The organism is bacterium (assembly GCA_035308905.1).
Taxonomy (GTDB): Bacteria; Sysuimicrobiota; Sysuimicrobiia; order Sysuimicrobiales; family Segetimicrobiaceae; genus DASSJF01.
Window position 1 is genome coordinate 59,146 of the sequence record DATGFS010000038.1, and the last position, 14,835, is coordinate 73,980.

Annotated in this window: 14 protein-coding genes; 1 reads left to right on the forward strand and 13 read right to left on the reverse strand. The window is 70.1% G+C overall.

Going from position 1 to position 14,835, the window contains the following annotated elements; genetic code table 11:
* Positions 1–9: 9 nt before the first annotated feature.
* The 10 genes from VKT83_12210 to VKT83_12255 all read right to left on the reverse strand — a co-directional run bounded on the left by VKT83_12210 (position 10) and on the right by VKT83_12255 (position 11,177).
* Complete coding sequence (locus tag VKT83_12210; protein HLY23218.1) at positions 10–888, reverse strand: ABC transporter permease; 879 nt, start codon at positions 886–888, stop codon at positions 10–12.
* Positions 885–1,688 (reverse strand): ABC transporter ATP-binding protein, encoded by an 804-nt coding sequence (locus VKT83_12215; protein ID HLY23219.1) that lies wholly within the window; start codon positions 1,686–1,688, stop codon positions 885–887. Before VKT83_12215 ends, VKT83_12210 begins: the two co-directional genes overlap by 4 nt.
* Before the next feature lie 12 nt (positions 1,689–1,700).
* Positions 1,701–2,723, reverse strand: a complete 1,023-nt coding sequence (locus VKT83_12220; protein ID HLY23220.1) for an ABC transporter substrate-binding protein — start codon at positions 2,721–2,723, stop codon at positions 1,701–1,703.
* 91 nt (positions 2,724–2,814) lie between these two features.
* Positions 2,815–4,302, reverse strand: a complete 1,488-nt coding sequence (locus VKT83_12225; GenBank protein ID HLY23221.1) for a M81 family metallopeptidase — start codon at positions 4,300–4,302, stop codon at positions 2,815–2,817.
* A gap of 45 nt (positions 4,303–4,347) precedes the next feature.
* Positions 4,348–5,298 carry an oligopeptide ABC transporter permease gene (gene opp4C / locus VKT83_12230; GenBank protein HLY23222.1) on the reverse strand — a complete coding sequence of 317 codons (951 nt, stop codon included), beginning with the start codon at positions 5,296–5,298 and terminating at the stop codon, positions 4,348–4,350.
* Positions 5,298–6,272, reverse strand: coding sequence for an ABC transporter permease (locus tag VKT83_12235; protein HLY23223.1), 975 nt, complete (start codon positions 6,270–6,272; stop codon positions 5,298–5,300). Before VKT83_12235 ends, opp4C begins: the two co-directional genes overlap by 1 nt.
* Before the next feature lie 22 nt (positions 6,273–6,294).
* The gene (locus VKT83_12240; GenBank protein HLY23224.1) at positions 6,295–7,992 is read right to left on the reverse strand and encodes a peptide ABC transporter substrate-binding protein; all 1,698 of its coding nucleotides are present in this window, start codon (positions 7,990–7,992) and stop codon (positions 6,295–6,297) included.
* Positions 7,993–8,068: 76 nt separating this feature from the next.
* Positions 8,069–9,037 (reverse strand): quinone oxidoreductase, encoded by a 969-nt coding sequence (locus tag VKT83_12245; protein ID HLY23225.1) that lies wholly within the window; start codon positions 9,035–9,037, stop codon positions 8,069–8,071.
* 33 nt (positions 9,038–9,070) lie between these two features.
* Positions 9,071–10,492, reverse strand: a complete 1,422-nt coding sequence (locus VKT83_12250; GenBank protein ID HLY23226.1) for an aldehyde dehydrogenase family protein — start codon at positions 10,490–10,492, stop codon at positions 9,071–9,073.
* A gap of 34 nt (positions 10,493–10,526) precedes the next feature.
* Positions 10,527–11,177: a DUF3105 domain-containing protein gene (locus VKT83_12255; protein HLY23227.1), complete on the reverse strand. Its 651-nt coding sequence runs from the start codon at positions 11,175–11,177 to the stop codon at positions 10,527–10,529.
* Between the two features lie 234 nt (positions 11,178–11,411).
* On the opposite strand from VKT83_12255, the gene VKT83_12260 reads away from it, so the two are divergent.
* A complete protein-coding gene (locus VKT83_12260) occupies positions 11,412–11,927 on the forward strand; it encodes a hypothetical protein (GenBank protein HLY23228.1) in 516 nt (171 codons plus the stop codon).
* Between the two features lie 95 nt (positions 11,928–12,022).
* On the opposite strand, the gene VKT83_12265 is transcribed toward VKT83_12260, so the two are convergent.
* Genes VKT83_12265 through VKT83_12275 form a run of 3 tightly spaced genes read right to left on the reverse strand, consistent with a single transcriptional unit; the run spans position 12,023 to position 14,809 of the window.
* Positions 12,023–12,763: an SDR family oxidoreductase gene (locus VKT83_12265; GenBank protein HLY23229.1), complete on the reverse strand. Its 741-nt coding sequence runs from the start codon at positions 12,761–12,763 to the stop codon at positions 12,023–12,025.
* Complete coding sequence (locus tag VKT83_12270; GenBank protein ID HLY23230.1) at positions 12,756–13,904, reverse strand: mandelate racemase/muconate lactonizing enzyme family protein; 1,149 nt, start codon at positions 13,902–13,904, stop codon at positions 12,756–12,758. Before VKT83_12270 ends, VKT83_12265 begins: the two co-directional genes overlap by 8 nt.
* On the reverse strand, positions 13,901–14,809 hold the full coding sequence (locus tag VKT83_12275; protein HLY23231.1) for a polysaccharide deacetylase: 909 nt from the start codon (positions 14,807–14,809) through the stop codon (positions 13,901–13,903). Before VKT83_12275 ends, VKT83_12270 begins: the two co-directional genes overlap by 4 nt.
* Positions 14,810–14,835: the final 26 nt, after the last annotated feature.

A 14,835-nucleotide genomic window follows, 5' to 3' on the forward strand; every position in this document is an offset into this window, starting at 1 on the left:
GCCTAGCCCTCAGCTCGACGTGTCGCGCCGCGTCCAGGGCGCGAGACGGTGCTCGGACCACTTCACCAGCTCGGTCACGGCGACGCCGAACAGCGAGACGAAGATCGCGAGCGCCAGCACCTTGGCGGTCGCCAGCCGGTTGCCGAAGTTCACCACCATGTAGCCCAGGCCCACGATCGCCAGGAACATCTCCGCGGTGATCATGCCGACGATCGCGTGCCCCAGCGCGAGGCGGATGCCCGCGACGATGAACGGGATCGAGCCGGGCAGGTACACGTCCCGGAACATCTCGAGCGGTCCGGCGAGAAACGCCCGCGCCGTCTCCGTGAACTCGTCGCGCATCGACCGCACGCCGGCGAACGTGTTGACGACCAGCGGGAAGTACGAGACGACGAAGATGTAGGCGATGCGCGCCTCGGTGCCGACCCCGAACCAGATGATGAACAGCGGGATCAGCATGATCTTGGGCGTGACGTACAGCGCGTCGAGGAACGGACCGATCGCGCGCTCGACCGGGCGCGACACCCCGGCGAGAAAGCCGAGCACGATGCCGGTCGGGATGGCCAGGCCCAGCCCGATCAGCAGCGACTGGATGCTCGTCGCGAACGCGCGCGCGAGGTTGTCGCGCGCGAAGAGGTCCCACAGCGCGCCGAAGGTCGCGGCCGGTCCGGGCAGCAGGATCGGCGGGTAGAAGCGCGACAGGATCTGCCAGACCGCGAGGAACACGAGGAGCGAGCCGGCGGTGGGCAGCCACGCCGCCGCGGGAATCAGCGGGCGGCCCCCCGGCCGGCGGATGCCCGACGCCCAGCGCGGACGGGCGGCTTCAATTTCATGGTGGCCGGCCGCTGGCCGGCCGGAAGCCGGCACCGCGCCGGGCTGGTCGCTCACGCCTCCGCCCCCATCACCAGCGCCTTGATCTCCGCGCGCAGCCGCGTGAACTCCGGCACCGCGTAGATGTCGTGCGCCCAGCGCGGCTGCGGGAAGCGCGGCTCGATCTCGAGGGTCACCCGCCCGGGGCGCGGCGAGAACACCAGCACCCGGTCGCACAGGTACAGGGCCTCGTCGATGTTGTGCGTCACGAGCACCATCATTTTCGCCGCCTGCGACTGGATCTTCAACAGCTCCTCGCGCAGCCGCTCGGCGGTCTGGTAGTCGAGCGCCCCGAACGGCTCGTCCAGCAGGAGCAGCGCGGGGTCGATCGCGAGCGCGCGGGCCAGGCCGACCCGCTGCTGCATCCCGCCCGACAGCTGATGCGGGAAATAGCGCTCGAAGCCCGCGAGGCCGACCATCGCGACCAACCGCGCCGCCCGCTCCCGTCGCTCGGGGGCCGGCACGCGCTGCATCTGCAGACCGAACTCCACGTTGCCGAGCACCGTGCGCCACGGGAACAGGTTGAACAACTGGAAGACGATGGCGATGTCCGGCCGCGGACGCGTGACCGCGGAGCCGTTGAGCGTGGCCGCGCCGGCGTCCGCGGTCTCGAGCCCGGCGAGAATCTTGAGGAGCGTCGTCTTGCCGCAGCCGCTCGGGCCGATGATGCCGACGATCTGCTCGGGCTGAACCGCGAAGCTGATCTCGTGCAGCACGCGCAGGTCCCGGCGGCCGGTTTCGCCGCCGTTCCGGCCGGCGCCGGCCGCGGGGGATCCGCGGAACGCCTTCGAAACCCGATCGACGCGCAGTCCGGGCACGGCGCGGACGGACTACCGCCGTCCGATCTTCGCGAGCACGGCGTCCTGGATCTGGAACACCGCCACGTCGCCCGGCGCCGGGATCCGCGAGAGGTCGCCCGTCAGCCTGGCGATCTCGAACGTGGAGTTGAGCGCCGCGGGCGTAAGCCCGCCGTTGACCGGGAAGATGTCGTCCTGGATGTAGCGGTCGTACGCCCACTCGACCACATCGCGCGGCAGCGGCTCCATGCCCGGCCACCGGGCGCGAAGGGCCTCGTCGATGAACGCGATCCTGTTGTGCGCCCACCGGTTGGCCTCGATCTGCGCCTGCACCGCGGCCAGCACGGCCTCGCGGTGCGTGTCGATGTACGGCTGACTCGCCATCCACACGGCGATGAGGAAGCCCGGCACCGCCTTGGCCACGGAGATGTTTTCGAGGACGTGGAAGCCGCCTTTCTTGATCAGTTCGTAGGCGTAATCGTAGCCGAGCCACGCGGCGTCGGCCCGCCCCGACTCCAGCGCCGCGGCGCGCGCGCCGGTCGCCCCGACGCGCGCCATCGTGACGCGGAGGCGTTCCGGGGTGAGGTTGCGGGTCTCCAACAGCCGGCGGAAGAGAATGTCCGTCGGGGAGCCCGGAGACGAGATGGCGACCGTCCGGCCGGACAGGTCGTTGATCGTCGCGATGCCCTGCCGGGCGACGAGGACCCAGTCCAGCGTGGCCCAGGCGACGGTGATCATGCGAACCGGCGCGCCCTGCTCGTTGGCGTGGGCCGCCGCCACGGGCGTCGCGATCGCGAAGTCGAGCGCGCGCCCGGCCATCGCCTGAATGATCGCGCCGTCGGACTGGAAATGCTGCCACTCGACCCGGTACCCGCGCCGGCTCAACAGGTCGCCGGCCATGAACTCCGGCAGGCTGGCGAGGCGCGGCGAAATCGCGCCGACGCGCAGGACGGCGGGCGCGGCCGCGGACACGCCGGGGCCGCGCGGAACGAGCAGCGCCGTCAGCACGAGCGCGGCAGCGGCGGCGGCAATGGAGCGGCTCCGACCGAGCGACATTCGCTTCCCTCCCGCAACGACCGCGCGAACGGCCACGCTGCGGTGGCCGACCCGCGGAACCCTATTTCGAGATACGCCCCGATCTCCTGCCCTACGGCCGGCGGAACACCTCCGGGGCCGGCGAGAATGCGACCTCGTCGTCCAGGGGGAACATCGGCCGCCGGCAGATCCGGTGTCCGAGCGATCGGAGGTTCGCGCTCGTCGCGCCGGGCGCGTCGATGTTGAAGTCCTTCTCCGCCCATTCGTCGAACATGTGCGGCTCGCAGTGCGGCGACTTGACGACGACCAGGCTGTAGGCGCGGGGATCGCGGCCGTGCGCGAGAAACATCGCGCGGTCGAAGAGGCTGACGGACCGCGTCATCACCACGATCGTGATCGCGCCGGCGAGGAGCACCGCGGTCGGCCCCGCGTTCAGCTCGCCGCCGCTCGTCTCCAGGACCGCGCGGCCGGACGAGAGCATGTCGACCGTCGCCGCGACCTCGACCGGCGTGAAGCGCTTGTCGAGGACGCCGCCGAGCCGCACGCGGACGGTGCGCCCGACGCCGGCGCGGTGCGCTTCGGCGGCCGCGGCCGGATCGACGATCGGCACGAGCGCCGGCCGGTCGTACCCGCTCTTCAACAGCGCGGCCAGGATCGCGTTGCTGTCGCCGGTCGCTCCCGACGAGGTCGCGTCGGCCGCGTCGGTAAAGATGACGGGACCCCGCATCTGCCCGGCCTGGGCGATGGCCCGGTCGAGCGCGATGAGCTTGCCCTGCATCCGGAACCGGTTGGGCCAGAACTCGCCGGCGAGGCGGGTCGCCTCGCCGGCCGCGAGCTCCGCGTCGCCGTCGGTGACGACGACCGCCTGGCTGCACAGCTCCGGCACGTCGGTGAAGGGGTTGCCGATCATCATCGCGGCCGCGAGGGCCCGGCCTTCCCGTTCGAGCCGCTGCGCTTCCCGGATCACGTCGCCGTAACAGCCCGACTTGGTGATCAGTTCGTCGCCCCGGACGAGCGCGGGCACCGTGACGCGGGCGATGACCGGCCGCGCGCGCTCGTCGAGAACGCGCAGCAGCAGCCGCGCGGCGCGGGCGCCGGTATCGGCGAAGTCGACGTGCGGGTAGGTGTGGTACACGGCGAGCCCGTCGATCTGCCGCAGCATCCGCGCGGTGAGGATGCCGTGGAGGTCGAGCGAGACGACGATCGGGATCTCCGGTCCGACGATGCCGCGCACCCGCTCGAGCAGGAACCCTTCCGGATCGAGCTCGCCGTCGGCGCCCATCGCGCCGTGCATCGAGACGTAGACCGCGTCCGCGCCCTTCGCGCGGGCGGCGGCCTCGGTCAGGAACTCGGTGGACAGCCGCTCCCACCCCGCGCGCGAGAGAAGGCCGGCGCTGCCGGCGCGGGCGCTGTAGGCCGGCACGACCTCGAGGTCGGGCCGTTCGGCGAAAACCGCGAGCGCGCCGCCGACGGCGCTGTTGCGGCCGCGCTGGGCGAACAGCTCCTCTCCGCGCCGGACGGCGAAGTTGTCATACTCGCTCGGCAGCGGGTTGAAGGACGAGATCTCCTGCATGCACTCCGCGACGAGAATCCGCGGCATCGGCGTGGCACCTCGCTCGGCGCCGGGCGTCCCCGGCGGTGCGCCTTACTTGATGTGGTGCGGGTCCACGGCGTCCCGCAGGCCGTCGCCCACGTAGTTGATGGCGATCACCGTCAGGAAGATCATGAGCCCCGGATAGACGGCCGTCCACGGGGCGCTCGTCATCTGGTCCTGCGCGGCGTTCAGCATGTTGCCCCAGGTCGGCGTCGGCGGCTGGACCCCGAACCCGAGAAAGCTCAGCCCGGACTCCGTGATGATGGAGCTCGCCACCCGCAGCGTCGCCGCGACGATGATCGGGCCGAGGCTGTTCGGCAGGACGTGGCGCGCGATGATCCGGCCGTTGCGGACTCCGAGTCCCCGCGCTGCTTCCACGAAGGTCGCCTCGCGCAGCGACAAAAACGTGGCGCGCACGAGCCGCGCCACCGGCATCCACGACGTCACGGCGATGACGAGCACGATCGGCAGCACGCTGCCCGCGCTGCCGCGCAGCAGCGGCAGCGCCAGGTTGCGCAGCACCAGCGCGAGCACGATCAGCACGAACAGCTGCGGGAACGACAGCACGAGGTCGGTGAAACGCATCAGCACGTTGTCGACCCACCCGCCGTAGAATCCGGCGAGCGCGCCGACCGCGGTCCCCAGCGTGACCGCGAGCGCCATCGCCGCCACGCCGATCGTCAGCGAGACCCGGCCGCCGTACAGCACGCGGGTGAGCAGGTCCCGGCCGAGGTCGTCGGTGCCCATCGGATGCGCCCAGGTGGGCGCCGCGAGCCGGTGGTCGAGGTCGGCCGTCTGCGGATCGTACGGCGAGGCGAGCCGCGGCGCCGCCGACGCGAGCGCGAAGACGGTGAGGACCGCGAGGCCCGCGAGCGCCATCCGGTGGCGCCGGAAGCTGTCCCATGCCAGGCGCGCGGCCGTGCGGTGGCGGCGGCGGTCTCCCGCCCCGCCGGTCCGCGCCGGGGCCGGGTCCAGCGCCACGGCCGGCACGGGACGGCTCATCAGCCGTACCTGATCCGGGGATCGAGGTAGGCGTAGCCGACGTCCGCGGCCAGGTTCGAGAGCACGATCAGGATCGCCGTGATCATCACGATGCTCATCAACAGCGCGTAGTCGAACCGCAGCGCGGAGTCGTAGAACAGCCGGCCCATCCCCGGCCAGCTGAAGATCGTCTCGGTGAACAGCGCCCCGCCGAACAGGACGGGCAGGTCGAGCGCGATGATCGTCACGACCGGGAGGGCCGCGTTCTTCAGCGCGTGGCCCCAGACGACGCGCCGGCCGCTCGCGCCCTTCGAGCGCGCGGTCCGGATGTAGTCCGCGTGCAGCACCTCGATCATGCTGGCGCGCACGTATCGCACGATCGCCGCGCAGTTGGCGAGCGTCAGCATCGCCACCGGCAGGATGAGGTGCTGAATCCGATCGCCGGCCGAGAACGGCTCGCCGATCGTGTACATGCCGCCGGCCGGCAGGAGCGGCAGGCCGCTCAGCGGGTTGCGGAGCGTGACGTGGAACACGATGATCAGGATCAGCCCAAACCAGAAGATCGGGATGGACTGGCCCATGAACGCGACCGTGGTGGTGGCGTGGTCGAACACCGAGTACTGCCGCACCGCCGAAAGCGTGCCGGCCGGGATCGCGATCGCGAGCGTCACCAGGTATTGAATGCCGATCAGGTACAGCGTGTTGGGAAACCGCTCGCCGATCTCCACCAGCACCGGCCGCTTGGTGACGAGCGAATAGCCCCAGTCGCCGTGGGCGACGGCCCCCAGCCACCGAAGGTAGCGGACGTGAATCGGCTGGTTGAGGCCGAGCTCCGCCTCGATCCGCGCGATATCCTCCGACGTCAGCCGGGGGTTGTTCTCGTAGGCGGCGGTCGGGCCGCCCGGCACGATGTTGATCAGGAAAAACACCGCGGCGCTCACGAGGAGCAGCAGCGGCAGCGCCTGCAGCAGGCGCCGGGCGAGGTAGCGGATCATGCGGCCGGCGCCGGACGCGCCCCTATCGCGCCACCGACCACGCCTGCGCGTTCCAGGCGAGATTTTCCCAGACGTTCGTGACCCAACCCTGCAGCCGGTCGCGGTAGGCGCTGATCGTGGTCCGGCTGTAGAGATAGATATGCGGCCGGTCCGCGACGATCTGATGCATCGCGTCGCAGTACGCCGCGCGCCGCACCCCGAGATCCGCCGACGAGGCCGCCTTCTTCACGTCCGCGTCCACCTGCGGGTTCGCATAGCGCGCGTAATTGAAGCCGTCGCCGCCGTTCTGCGCCGTCGGCATTTTCCACGAGGCGAAGTAACCTTCGACCTGCGACTGCGGGTCCACGTCGGGGTTCGTCGTGTACATGACGACGTCGAAATGGCCGTGCTTGCGGAACGCGCCGCTCGCCCACGACCCGAACAGCACCGGCGACGGGACGTTCTCGATGTAGAACTCGAGGCCGATCGTCCGCATGTACTCGATGATCAGCTGCTCGGCCTCTTCGCGGAGCTTGTTGCCGGTCGTCGTCTGCAGCTTCAGGCGGAGCCGCGTGCCGTCCTTTGCGTAGCGCGCGCCCTTCGCGACGCGGATGCCGTCCGGACCCGGGACCCAGCCGGATTCTTGTAAGAGTGCCCGCGCCCGCGGGGGATTGTACGTGCTGATCGGCGTATCGCACTCCGCCCAGCCGATGTGCAGCTCGTTGGTCCCGACGGTCGCCAAACCGTAGAGCAGCTTGCTCGTGATCTCACGCTTGTTGATGCCGAGCTCGATCGCCTCGCGCACGCGCGGGTCGCCGAGGATCGGGTGCGGATGCTGCTTCACCGCGGCGGCGTCCGGGCCGTCGAGGGACGGGTCCGCGAAGTTAAGCAGAAGACGCTCGGCGAAGGGACCCGGCGCGGCGGCGATCTTCACGCCCGACGCGCCCTTGAGCTCCGGGACGTCCGATTCAATCAGGTCCCAGACAACGTCGACGTCGCCCGTCTTGATCAACTGCTTGCCGACTTCCCGGCTCGGCACGACGCGGATGATCACGCGGTCGAGGTAGGGCTGATCTTTGACGCGGTAATTCGGGTTGCGGACCAGCGTGATGTGGTCTCCGGACGCCCACTCTGTGACCATGAACGGCCCGGTACCGACCGGCTTGCGGTTGTACGGCCACTTCGTCATGTTGGCGGGATCGCCGGTGGCGTGCCGAGGCAGAATGTCGCCGAAGCGCGAGAGAAACGGCGCGTACAGCTGCTTGTACCGCACGACGGCGGTCTGCGGATTGGGACAGTCGACGCTCTGGATCTGGTCGTAGCCGCTGGTGTAGATCGCGCCGCTCTTCGGGGTCGTGAGCACCTGCCACGTGAACTTCACGTCGTCGCAGGTCATCGGCTGCCCGTCGGACCACAGGACGCCGGGCCGCAGATGGTAGGTGATCGTCTTCCCGTCCGGGGACACCCCGCCGTTCTTCTGGTCCGGGACCTCGGCGGCGAGCTGCGGAATATACTTGCCGTCGGGCCCGACCCGCAGCAGCCCCTCGACCGTGAGAATCGTCACCTCGAAGGCGGCGGTCTGCGACGCGATCAGCGGGTTGAGGAGTTCGGGTTCCTGATAGAGGGCGATCGTGACCGTCCCGCCCCGCCGCGGCTGCTGCGACACGGCCGGCTGCGCGAGCAGCGCGACGACCGCCGCGAGAACCGGCCATGCAAGAACCGAGATGCTCCAGCGTCTCATCCGAACGTCACCCCTCCGAAAAGTGGAGGTTCGCGTTCGGTGCGGCGGGGGTGTTTCCTTCAGACCGGCCCGGAATCTAGGGGATCAACAGCACCTTCCCGGCGGTGACCCGGCTCGCGAGCGCCTTGTGCGCCTCGGCCGCCTGGACCAGCGGGAACGTCCGGTCGATCCTGACCTTGATCCGGCCCGCGGCGATCCACCCCAGCACATCGCCGGCCCGCTTCGCGTACTCTTCGCGCGTCAGCATGTAATCGCGCGACGTCGGCCGCGTCAGGAACAGCGAGCCCTTTTGATTGAGCACCTGGATGTCGACCGGCGGGACCACCCCGCTCGATTGGCCGAACGCGACGAGATAACCGCGGGGCGCGAGACAGTTCATGCTCTTATCGAACGTGGTCTTGCCGACGGAATCGTAGACGACCTGCACGCCGCGCCCGCCGGTGATGCGCTTCGTCTCCGCCTCGAAGTCCTGCTGCTCGTACAAGATCACGTGGTCGGCGCCGGCCCCGCGCGCGAGCGCCGCTTTCGCCTCGGTCGAGACCGTACCGATGAGCTTGGCGCCGCGCATCTTCGCCATCTGGGTGAGCAGCAGCCCGACGCCCCCGGCCGCGGCATGAAGCAGCGCGGTGTCCGCCGGCCCGAGCGGGTAGGTCGAGTGGGTCAGATAGTGGGCGGTGATGCCCTGGAGCATCGCGGCGGCCGCCGTCTTGGTCTCGACGCCGGCGGGCAGCTTCACGAGGCGCGCCGCGGGCGCCACGGCGTGCGTCGCGTAGGCGCCGAGCACGCCCGTGTAGGCGACCCGGTCGCCGGGCTTGACGTCCGCGACCTCGCGGCCGACCGAGTCCACCACGCCCGCCGCCTCGCTGCCGGCCGTGAACGGCAGGGACATTTTGTAGATGCCCTCGCGCTGATAGATGTCGACGAAATTGACGCCGATCGCCTCGATCCGGACGAGCGCCTCGGCGGGACCGGGCGCCGGCGTGGGCAGTTCTTCGAACGTCAAGACCTCCGGTCCCCCGGACTGATGCACGCGGACGGCGTTCATACGTATCGCTCCTCGATCATGCCATCGCTCCGCCTACGACAGGTGGAACACCACCATCTTCAGCTCGGTCATCTCCTGAACCGCGTACTTGGGGCCTTCCTTGCCGAAGCCGCTCTCCTTGAGGCCGCCGTAGGGCATGAGATCGACCCGCCACTGCGGACCCCAGTTGATGTGGATGTTGCCGGACTCGACCTCGCGGGCGAACTTCATCGCCCAGTTGACGTTCTGGGTGAAGACGCCGGCCGAGAGCCCGTAGTTGCTGTCGTTCGCCATCGCGATCGCGTCGTCGATGGTGTCGACCGGCGTCACGGCGACCGCGGGCCCGAACAGCTCGCTGCGGGAGACGCGCATGTCGGGCTTCACGTCGGCGAGGATGGTGGGCGCGTACACGGCCCCCTGCCGCTCGCCGCCGGTCACGAGGCGCGCGCCCCCGGCGACCGCCTCCTTGACCCACGACTCGACGCGCTTCGCGTCGGACTCGCGGACCATCGGCCCCATCTTCACGCCTTCCGAGAGCGGGTTGCCGGTGCTGATCGCCGAGACCTTCGCCTTGAGCGCGTTGAGGAAGTCGCCGTAGATCGCCTTCAATGGTATGACGCGCTGCGTGCTGATGCAGACCTGGCCGGCGTTGGCGTAGCCGGTCGCGGCGATCGCCGCGGCGACCTTCTCGAGATCGGCGTCGGGCATGACGATCGCCGGGGCGTTGCTGCCGAGCTCCATCGTCACCTTCTTGAGGCCGGCGGTCTTGCAGATCCGCTCGCCGACGTCGCGGCTGCCGGTGAAGGTGATCTTGCGCACGCGCGGATCCGCGCAGAGCTTGTCGCCGATCTCACCGCCGCTGCCGGTGAGGCATTGGATTCCGTCCGCCGGCACGCCGGCGTCGAGCAGTACCTGCGTGAGTTTGAGCGCGGACAGCGGTGTGTCGGTCGCCGGTTTCAAGATCACGGCGTTCCCGCCGGCGAGCGCCGGTCCCACCTTGTGCGTGACCAGGTGCAGCGGGAAGTTGAACGGGCTGATGCCGACGACCACGCCGCACGGCACCCGCAGCGTGAAGCCCATCTGGGTGGCCGAGGTCACGCCGGGCGCGCCGTCGAGCGGCACCACCTCGCTGCCGAGCCGCTTCGCCTCTTCCGCGGAGAGGACCAGGATCTCCGTGGCGCGCGCGACCTCGACCCGCGACTCGGCGAGGATCTTCCCCTCCTCGAGCGTGATCGTCTTGGCGAAGTCCTCGGTCCGCGCCGTCAGGAGCTCCGCCGCCTTCTTGAGGATCTGCGCCCGCTGGTAGCCGCTGAGCGCCCGCATCGCCTTGGCCCCGCGCGCCGCCGTCTGCAGGGCGCGCTCAACGTCGTCGGCGTCGCCCTTCGGGACCGTATCGACCGTCGAGCCGTCGAACGGGTTGATGACGGGGATGGTCTGACGCTTGTCGATCCATTCCGTGCCGACGTACATCTTCATGGCTGGCCTCCCAAGATGGGGCGGTAACTGCCCGTTACGGGATGTCTTCCCGGCCGTGATCCACGTGTTCCTTGTAGAACCGGAGCGCGGTCGCGCGGTCGTACGAATCCATCTGCAGCCGCCAGTCCCATGACAGGACGGCATAGGGGTGGGGCATGTCCGGATAGGACACAATCAAGAGCTTGACGTTGCCGTACTTGCTCTTCGGGAATTCCTTCACCATCCGGTCGAACTCCGCGAGTCGCTCGGCCGGGACCGGCGGCTTGTACAGCAAGACGATGTAGCCGTGCTCGAGGCTGTGCACCCAAAAACCGGTCTGCAGGCCGTTCGGGTAGACGCCGGCCGGCGCGGGAAACGGGTAGTGTGGACCGGATGCCGGCGGGTTCGCCTTGTAGTGAATTTGCGACCCCACGGCGACGTGATCGTATCCCTCGTCGGGAAGCTGCTGGCCGAGCATCGGGCCGGCCGGCGTCTGCGACTGCACGTGCCTGGCCGCCGTCCACCACACGCCGGCGGCGCCGAAGATCACGACCGCCGCGCCGGCGATCCACCAGCTGGACGACCGCCGCGGCCGCGCGGGATTCTGGGCGCCCGGGGATCCCCGGCCGGCGCGGGACGCTCCGGCGATCGCCGCGCGGCGCTGGACGCGGGAGAGGTGCGTCGGACTCTGCGACAGTTTCGTCACTCCTTTGAAAGAACCCGGTGTGGTGAGAAGCGGTGCCCTTCAATATTACTATGCGGCGGCCGTCTACGGCGCCGCGTCGCGTTCGATCGCAGGCGGCGCCGGCGGCCCGGCTGGAGCCTCGCGAGGCCCTCGCTGTAGATTGTGAAGATGCGGAGGTTCATGAGGTTTACAGGCGAGGACGGGGTAAATACGCGGCACAACATTTCACGCCAATCGCATAAGGGGGTAGAAGCAATGCGTCGCCTCACGAGCTACGTGCTCGCGCTGGGCGCGGTCGTCGCGCTGGCCACGGCCGGGGCAGCTCAGGGCTCGGCCGTCGTCCCGGGGAAGGGAGTCGGCGACTACCAGCTCGGGCAGGCGCTTGATCCGCTGGTGTCCTCGCTCGGACCGCTGCACTCATCGGACGATCTGCCGTCGGGGACCATGACCGGCTACTACTGGCCGCTCAAGCGGATCGGCGTCATCGCCCAGAAGGATTCCAAGCGGGTCGTCGCGCTGGTCGTCTCCCTCGATGACACCTATAGAACCGACCGCGGCGTCGCGATCGGTTCGGACATCAGCGCCTTTCGCAACGCGTACGGCAAGGAAGACAGCATCGACCAGCATCAGGACGACAGCACGTATGTCTACAACAAGCTCGGCATCGCGTTCGTGGTAGACGACGGCGGGGCGCTGGATCAGCGGGTCTCGCTGATCTACGTCTTCGCGCCCGGCCAGTACACCAGCATCTTCACCACGCAGGGCGACTAGAGGTTCGCGAAAACCGCGCACCCCGCCGACCGGTGCCGGCGCGGCGGGGTCAATACGAGAAGCCGCCGCGCCGGCGGCTTCTTGTGTTCGAGACCTCAGTACAGCCCGCCGTTCGCGTCCAGAATCGCGCCGTGCACGTGCCGGGCGCGCGGCGAGGCGGCAAAGACAATCACGTCCGCGATGTCGTCGGGCCGCGCCAGCCGGCGAAGCGGCGTGCGCTCCACGATGGCGCGGCGCTCCGCCTCGTTCGTGTACCGGTCGAGCAGATCCGTTTCGGTGGGTCCCGGGCAGACGCAGTTGACCCGCACGCCCGTGCCGGCCAGCTCCGAGGCCAGGTGGCGCGTCAGTCCGATGAGCCCGTACTTCGAGCACGTGTACTGCGCGCCGTTGACGAGGCTGAGGCGCCGCCCGGCGATCGACGACACGAAGACGAGCGTGCCGTCGCGCCGCGCCAGCATCGCCGGCAGCAGGGCCTGCGCGCAGAAGAGCGCGCCCCGGAGGTTCACGTTGAGCACGCGGTCCCAGCGCTCTTCCGTGATCTCCAGCACCGGATCCGGAAAGCCGATGCCGGCGTTCGAGACGAGGACGTCGACGGCTTCGAATTCGCGCGCGGCCGCCTCCGCCATCGCCCGCACGGCCTCCCGATCCGCGACGTCGGCCGCGACCGCGAGCGCGCGCCCGCCCGCGGCCCGCACCGCCGCGGCGGTCTCCTCCGGCGGCGCGAGGTCGGCGGCGACGACGGCGGCGCCTTCGGCCGCGCACCGCACCGCCACGGCGCGGCCGATGCCGCGCCCCGCGCCGGTCACCAGCACCGTTTTCCCGGACAGGTCAGCCACGGCGCCCTCCGGCCGCGTCTGAGCCTGCGGCGCGGGCCAAAGATGCCCCTCCTGCGCGCCACCGTGCAAGCGCGTCCCAGTTGAACCGGACGCCGTGTCCGGGCCGGGCGGGCGGCGTGAAGTACCCGTCCGCGGTGCAAATCGGCTCGTCGAGCGCCTCGAGCTCGGTCAGGTTGCCGCCGTCCAGGTCCTCGATCATCGAGGCGAGCCGGATCGCGCAGCAGAGCTGCCCCGACAGCTCGAGCACGAGATGCGGCGCCGTCGGGATGCCGTACCCCTCCGCGAGGTGCGCGATCTTGAGGAACGGCGTGATCCCGCCGACGCGCACGACGTCCGGCTGCACGACATCGACGGCGCCGTGGCGGAGAAACTCGTTGAACGCCGCGGGGGAGAACAGGTTCTCGCCGAGCGCGATCGGGCACCGGACCTGCGCCCGCAGCCAGGCGTGCCCGGCGACGTCCTCCGCGGGGAGCGGCTCCTCGATCCAATACGGATCGTACGGCTCGAACCCGCGGATCCGCCGGACGGCCTCGCCCGCGGTCCACTTCTGGTTGGCGTCGAGCATCAGGATCGGGTCCGGGCCGATCTCCTCCCGCACCGCCCGCACGCGTTCGACGTCGGCGCGCGGATCGTCGGACCCCACCTTCATCTTGAAGGCCCGGAACCCGCGCGCCCGCCACCGGCGAAACTGCGCGAGCAGATCGGGGATCGGGAGGTTCAGGTTGATGCCGCTGCCGTACGCCTCTGCGCGGTCCCGGCTCCCGCCGAGCAGGCGGTAGAGCGGCTCGCCGGCCGCCTGAGCCTTGAGGTCCCACAGCGCGATGTCGACCGCGGACAAACCGAGCAGCGCGAGCCCGCCGGGCGCGGCGTCGCGCACCGTGCCGTGGAGGGTGTGCCACGTGCGCTCGACCAGCGCCGGGTCGAGCCCCGCGACGACCGGGAGGAGATCGTCGGTCAGGAACGCGGCGATCGCCGTCCCGCCCGCGCCGACGGTAAAAGCCCACCCCACGCCCTCCTGCCCGGTGTCCGTGCGCAGGCGGGCCGTGATCAACTCGAAGACGCTGATCGTGTGGCTGGAGCTCTGCCAGGGTTCCCGCAGCCGGATCCGATAGCACGCCGCCTCGCCGCCGGTGACTTTCATCGCGCCGTCCCCGGGACGCCGGCCGCCCCGGCCCCGGGCCCACGGCGTGAGCCGGAGTCGCCAGACGGGGCGGCGCCGCGGTCGCGCGAGGCGAATTCGTCGGCGGCCTCGTCCATCCGCAGAAAGGCCGCGCCGAGGTCGCGCGTGGCGTCGATGAGGCGCTCGAACGTCAGCATACGGTGGCCCCGGCCGGTGACCTGAGGGTGGAAGGTGTAGGTCAACACACCCCAGTCGGCGGCGCGCGCCATATACCGGAAGTCGTCGACCCAATTGTCGAGCACCCCGGCGGCGTGCATGAGCCCCGGCTGCAGACCGTTCGGACCGGACGCCCGCTCGAAGTGCGGATAGTCGTCAAGCGACCACGACACCGGCATCTCGATCAGCGGCGTCGGATCCCCCCAGCGCACCGCGCCGTCGGAACCGACCTCGTCGCCCTGCCGGGCGCGATACGGCAGATGATCGTGCGCCATCATGCTGGAGTCGTAGACGAAGCCGTGCGAGAGCAGCAGGGGAATCGTGTGCGGACTCAGATCCCACGCCGGCGACCGGTAGCCGCGCGGGGCGCCGCCCGTGACCCGGGCGATCGCCTCCAGGCCGCGGACCAGCACGCGCTCCTCGTCGTCGCGAGACAGCGTGGCCGGCGGCTCGTGCAGGTACCCGTGATGCGCGATCTCGTGGCCCTCCGCGTGAACGCGCCGGCACGTCTCTGGATAGGTATCGAGCGTGTGGCCCGGGATGAACCAGGTCGCGGTGATGCGGCGGTCGCGCAGCAGATCGAGGATGCGCTCGGCGCCGACGACCCCGAACTCGCCGCGCGAGAGCGCGGTCGGCGTCGTCTGACCGCGCCGGATCCAGATCGAGATCGCGTCGAAGTCGAACGTCAGGCAGACCAGGTGCCGCGCCATCGCTGCGCCCCCTTGAACAAGCCGCG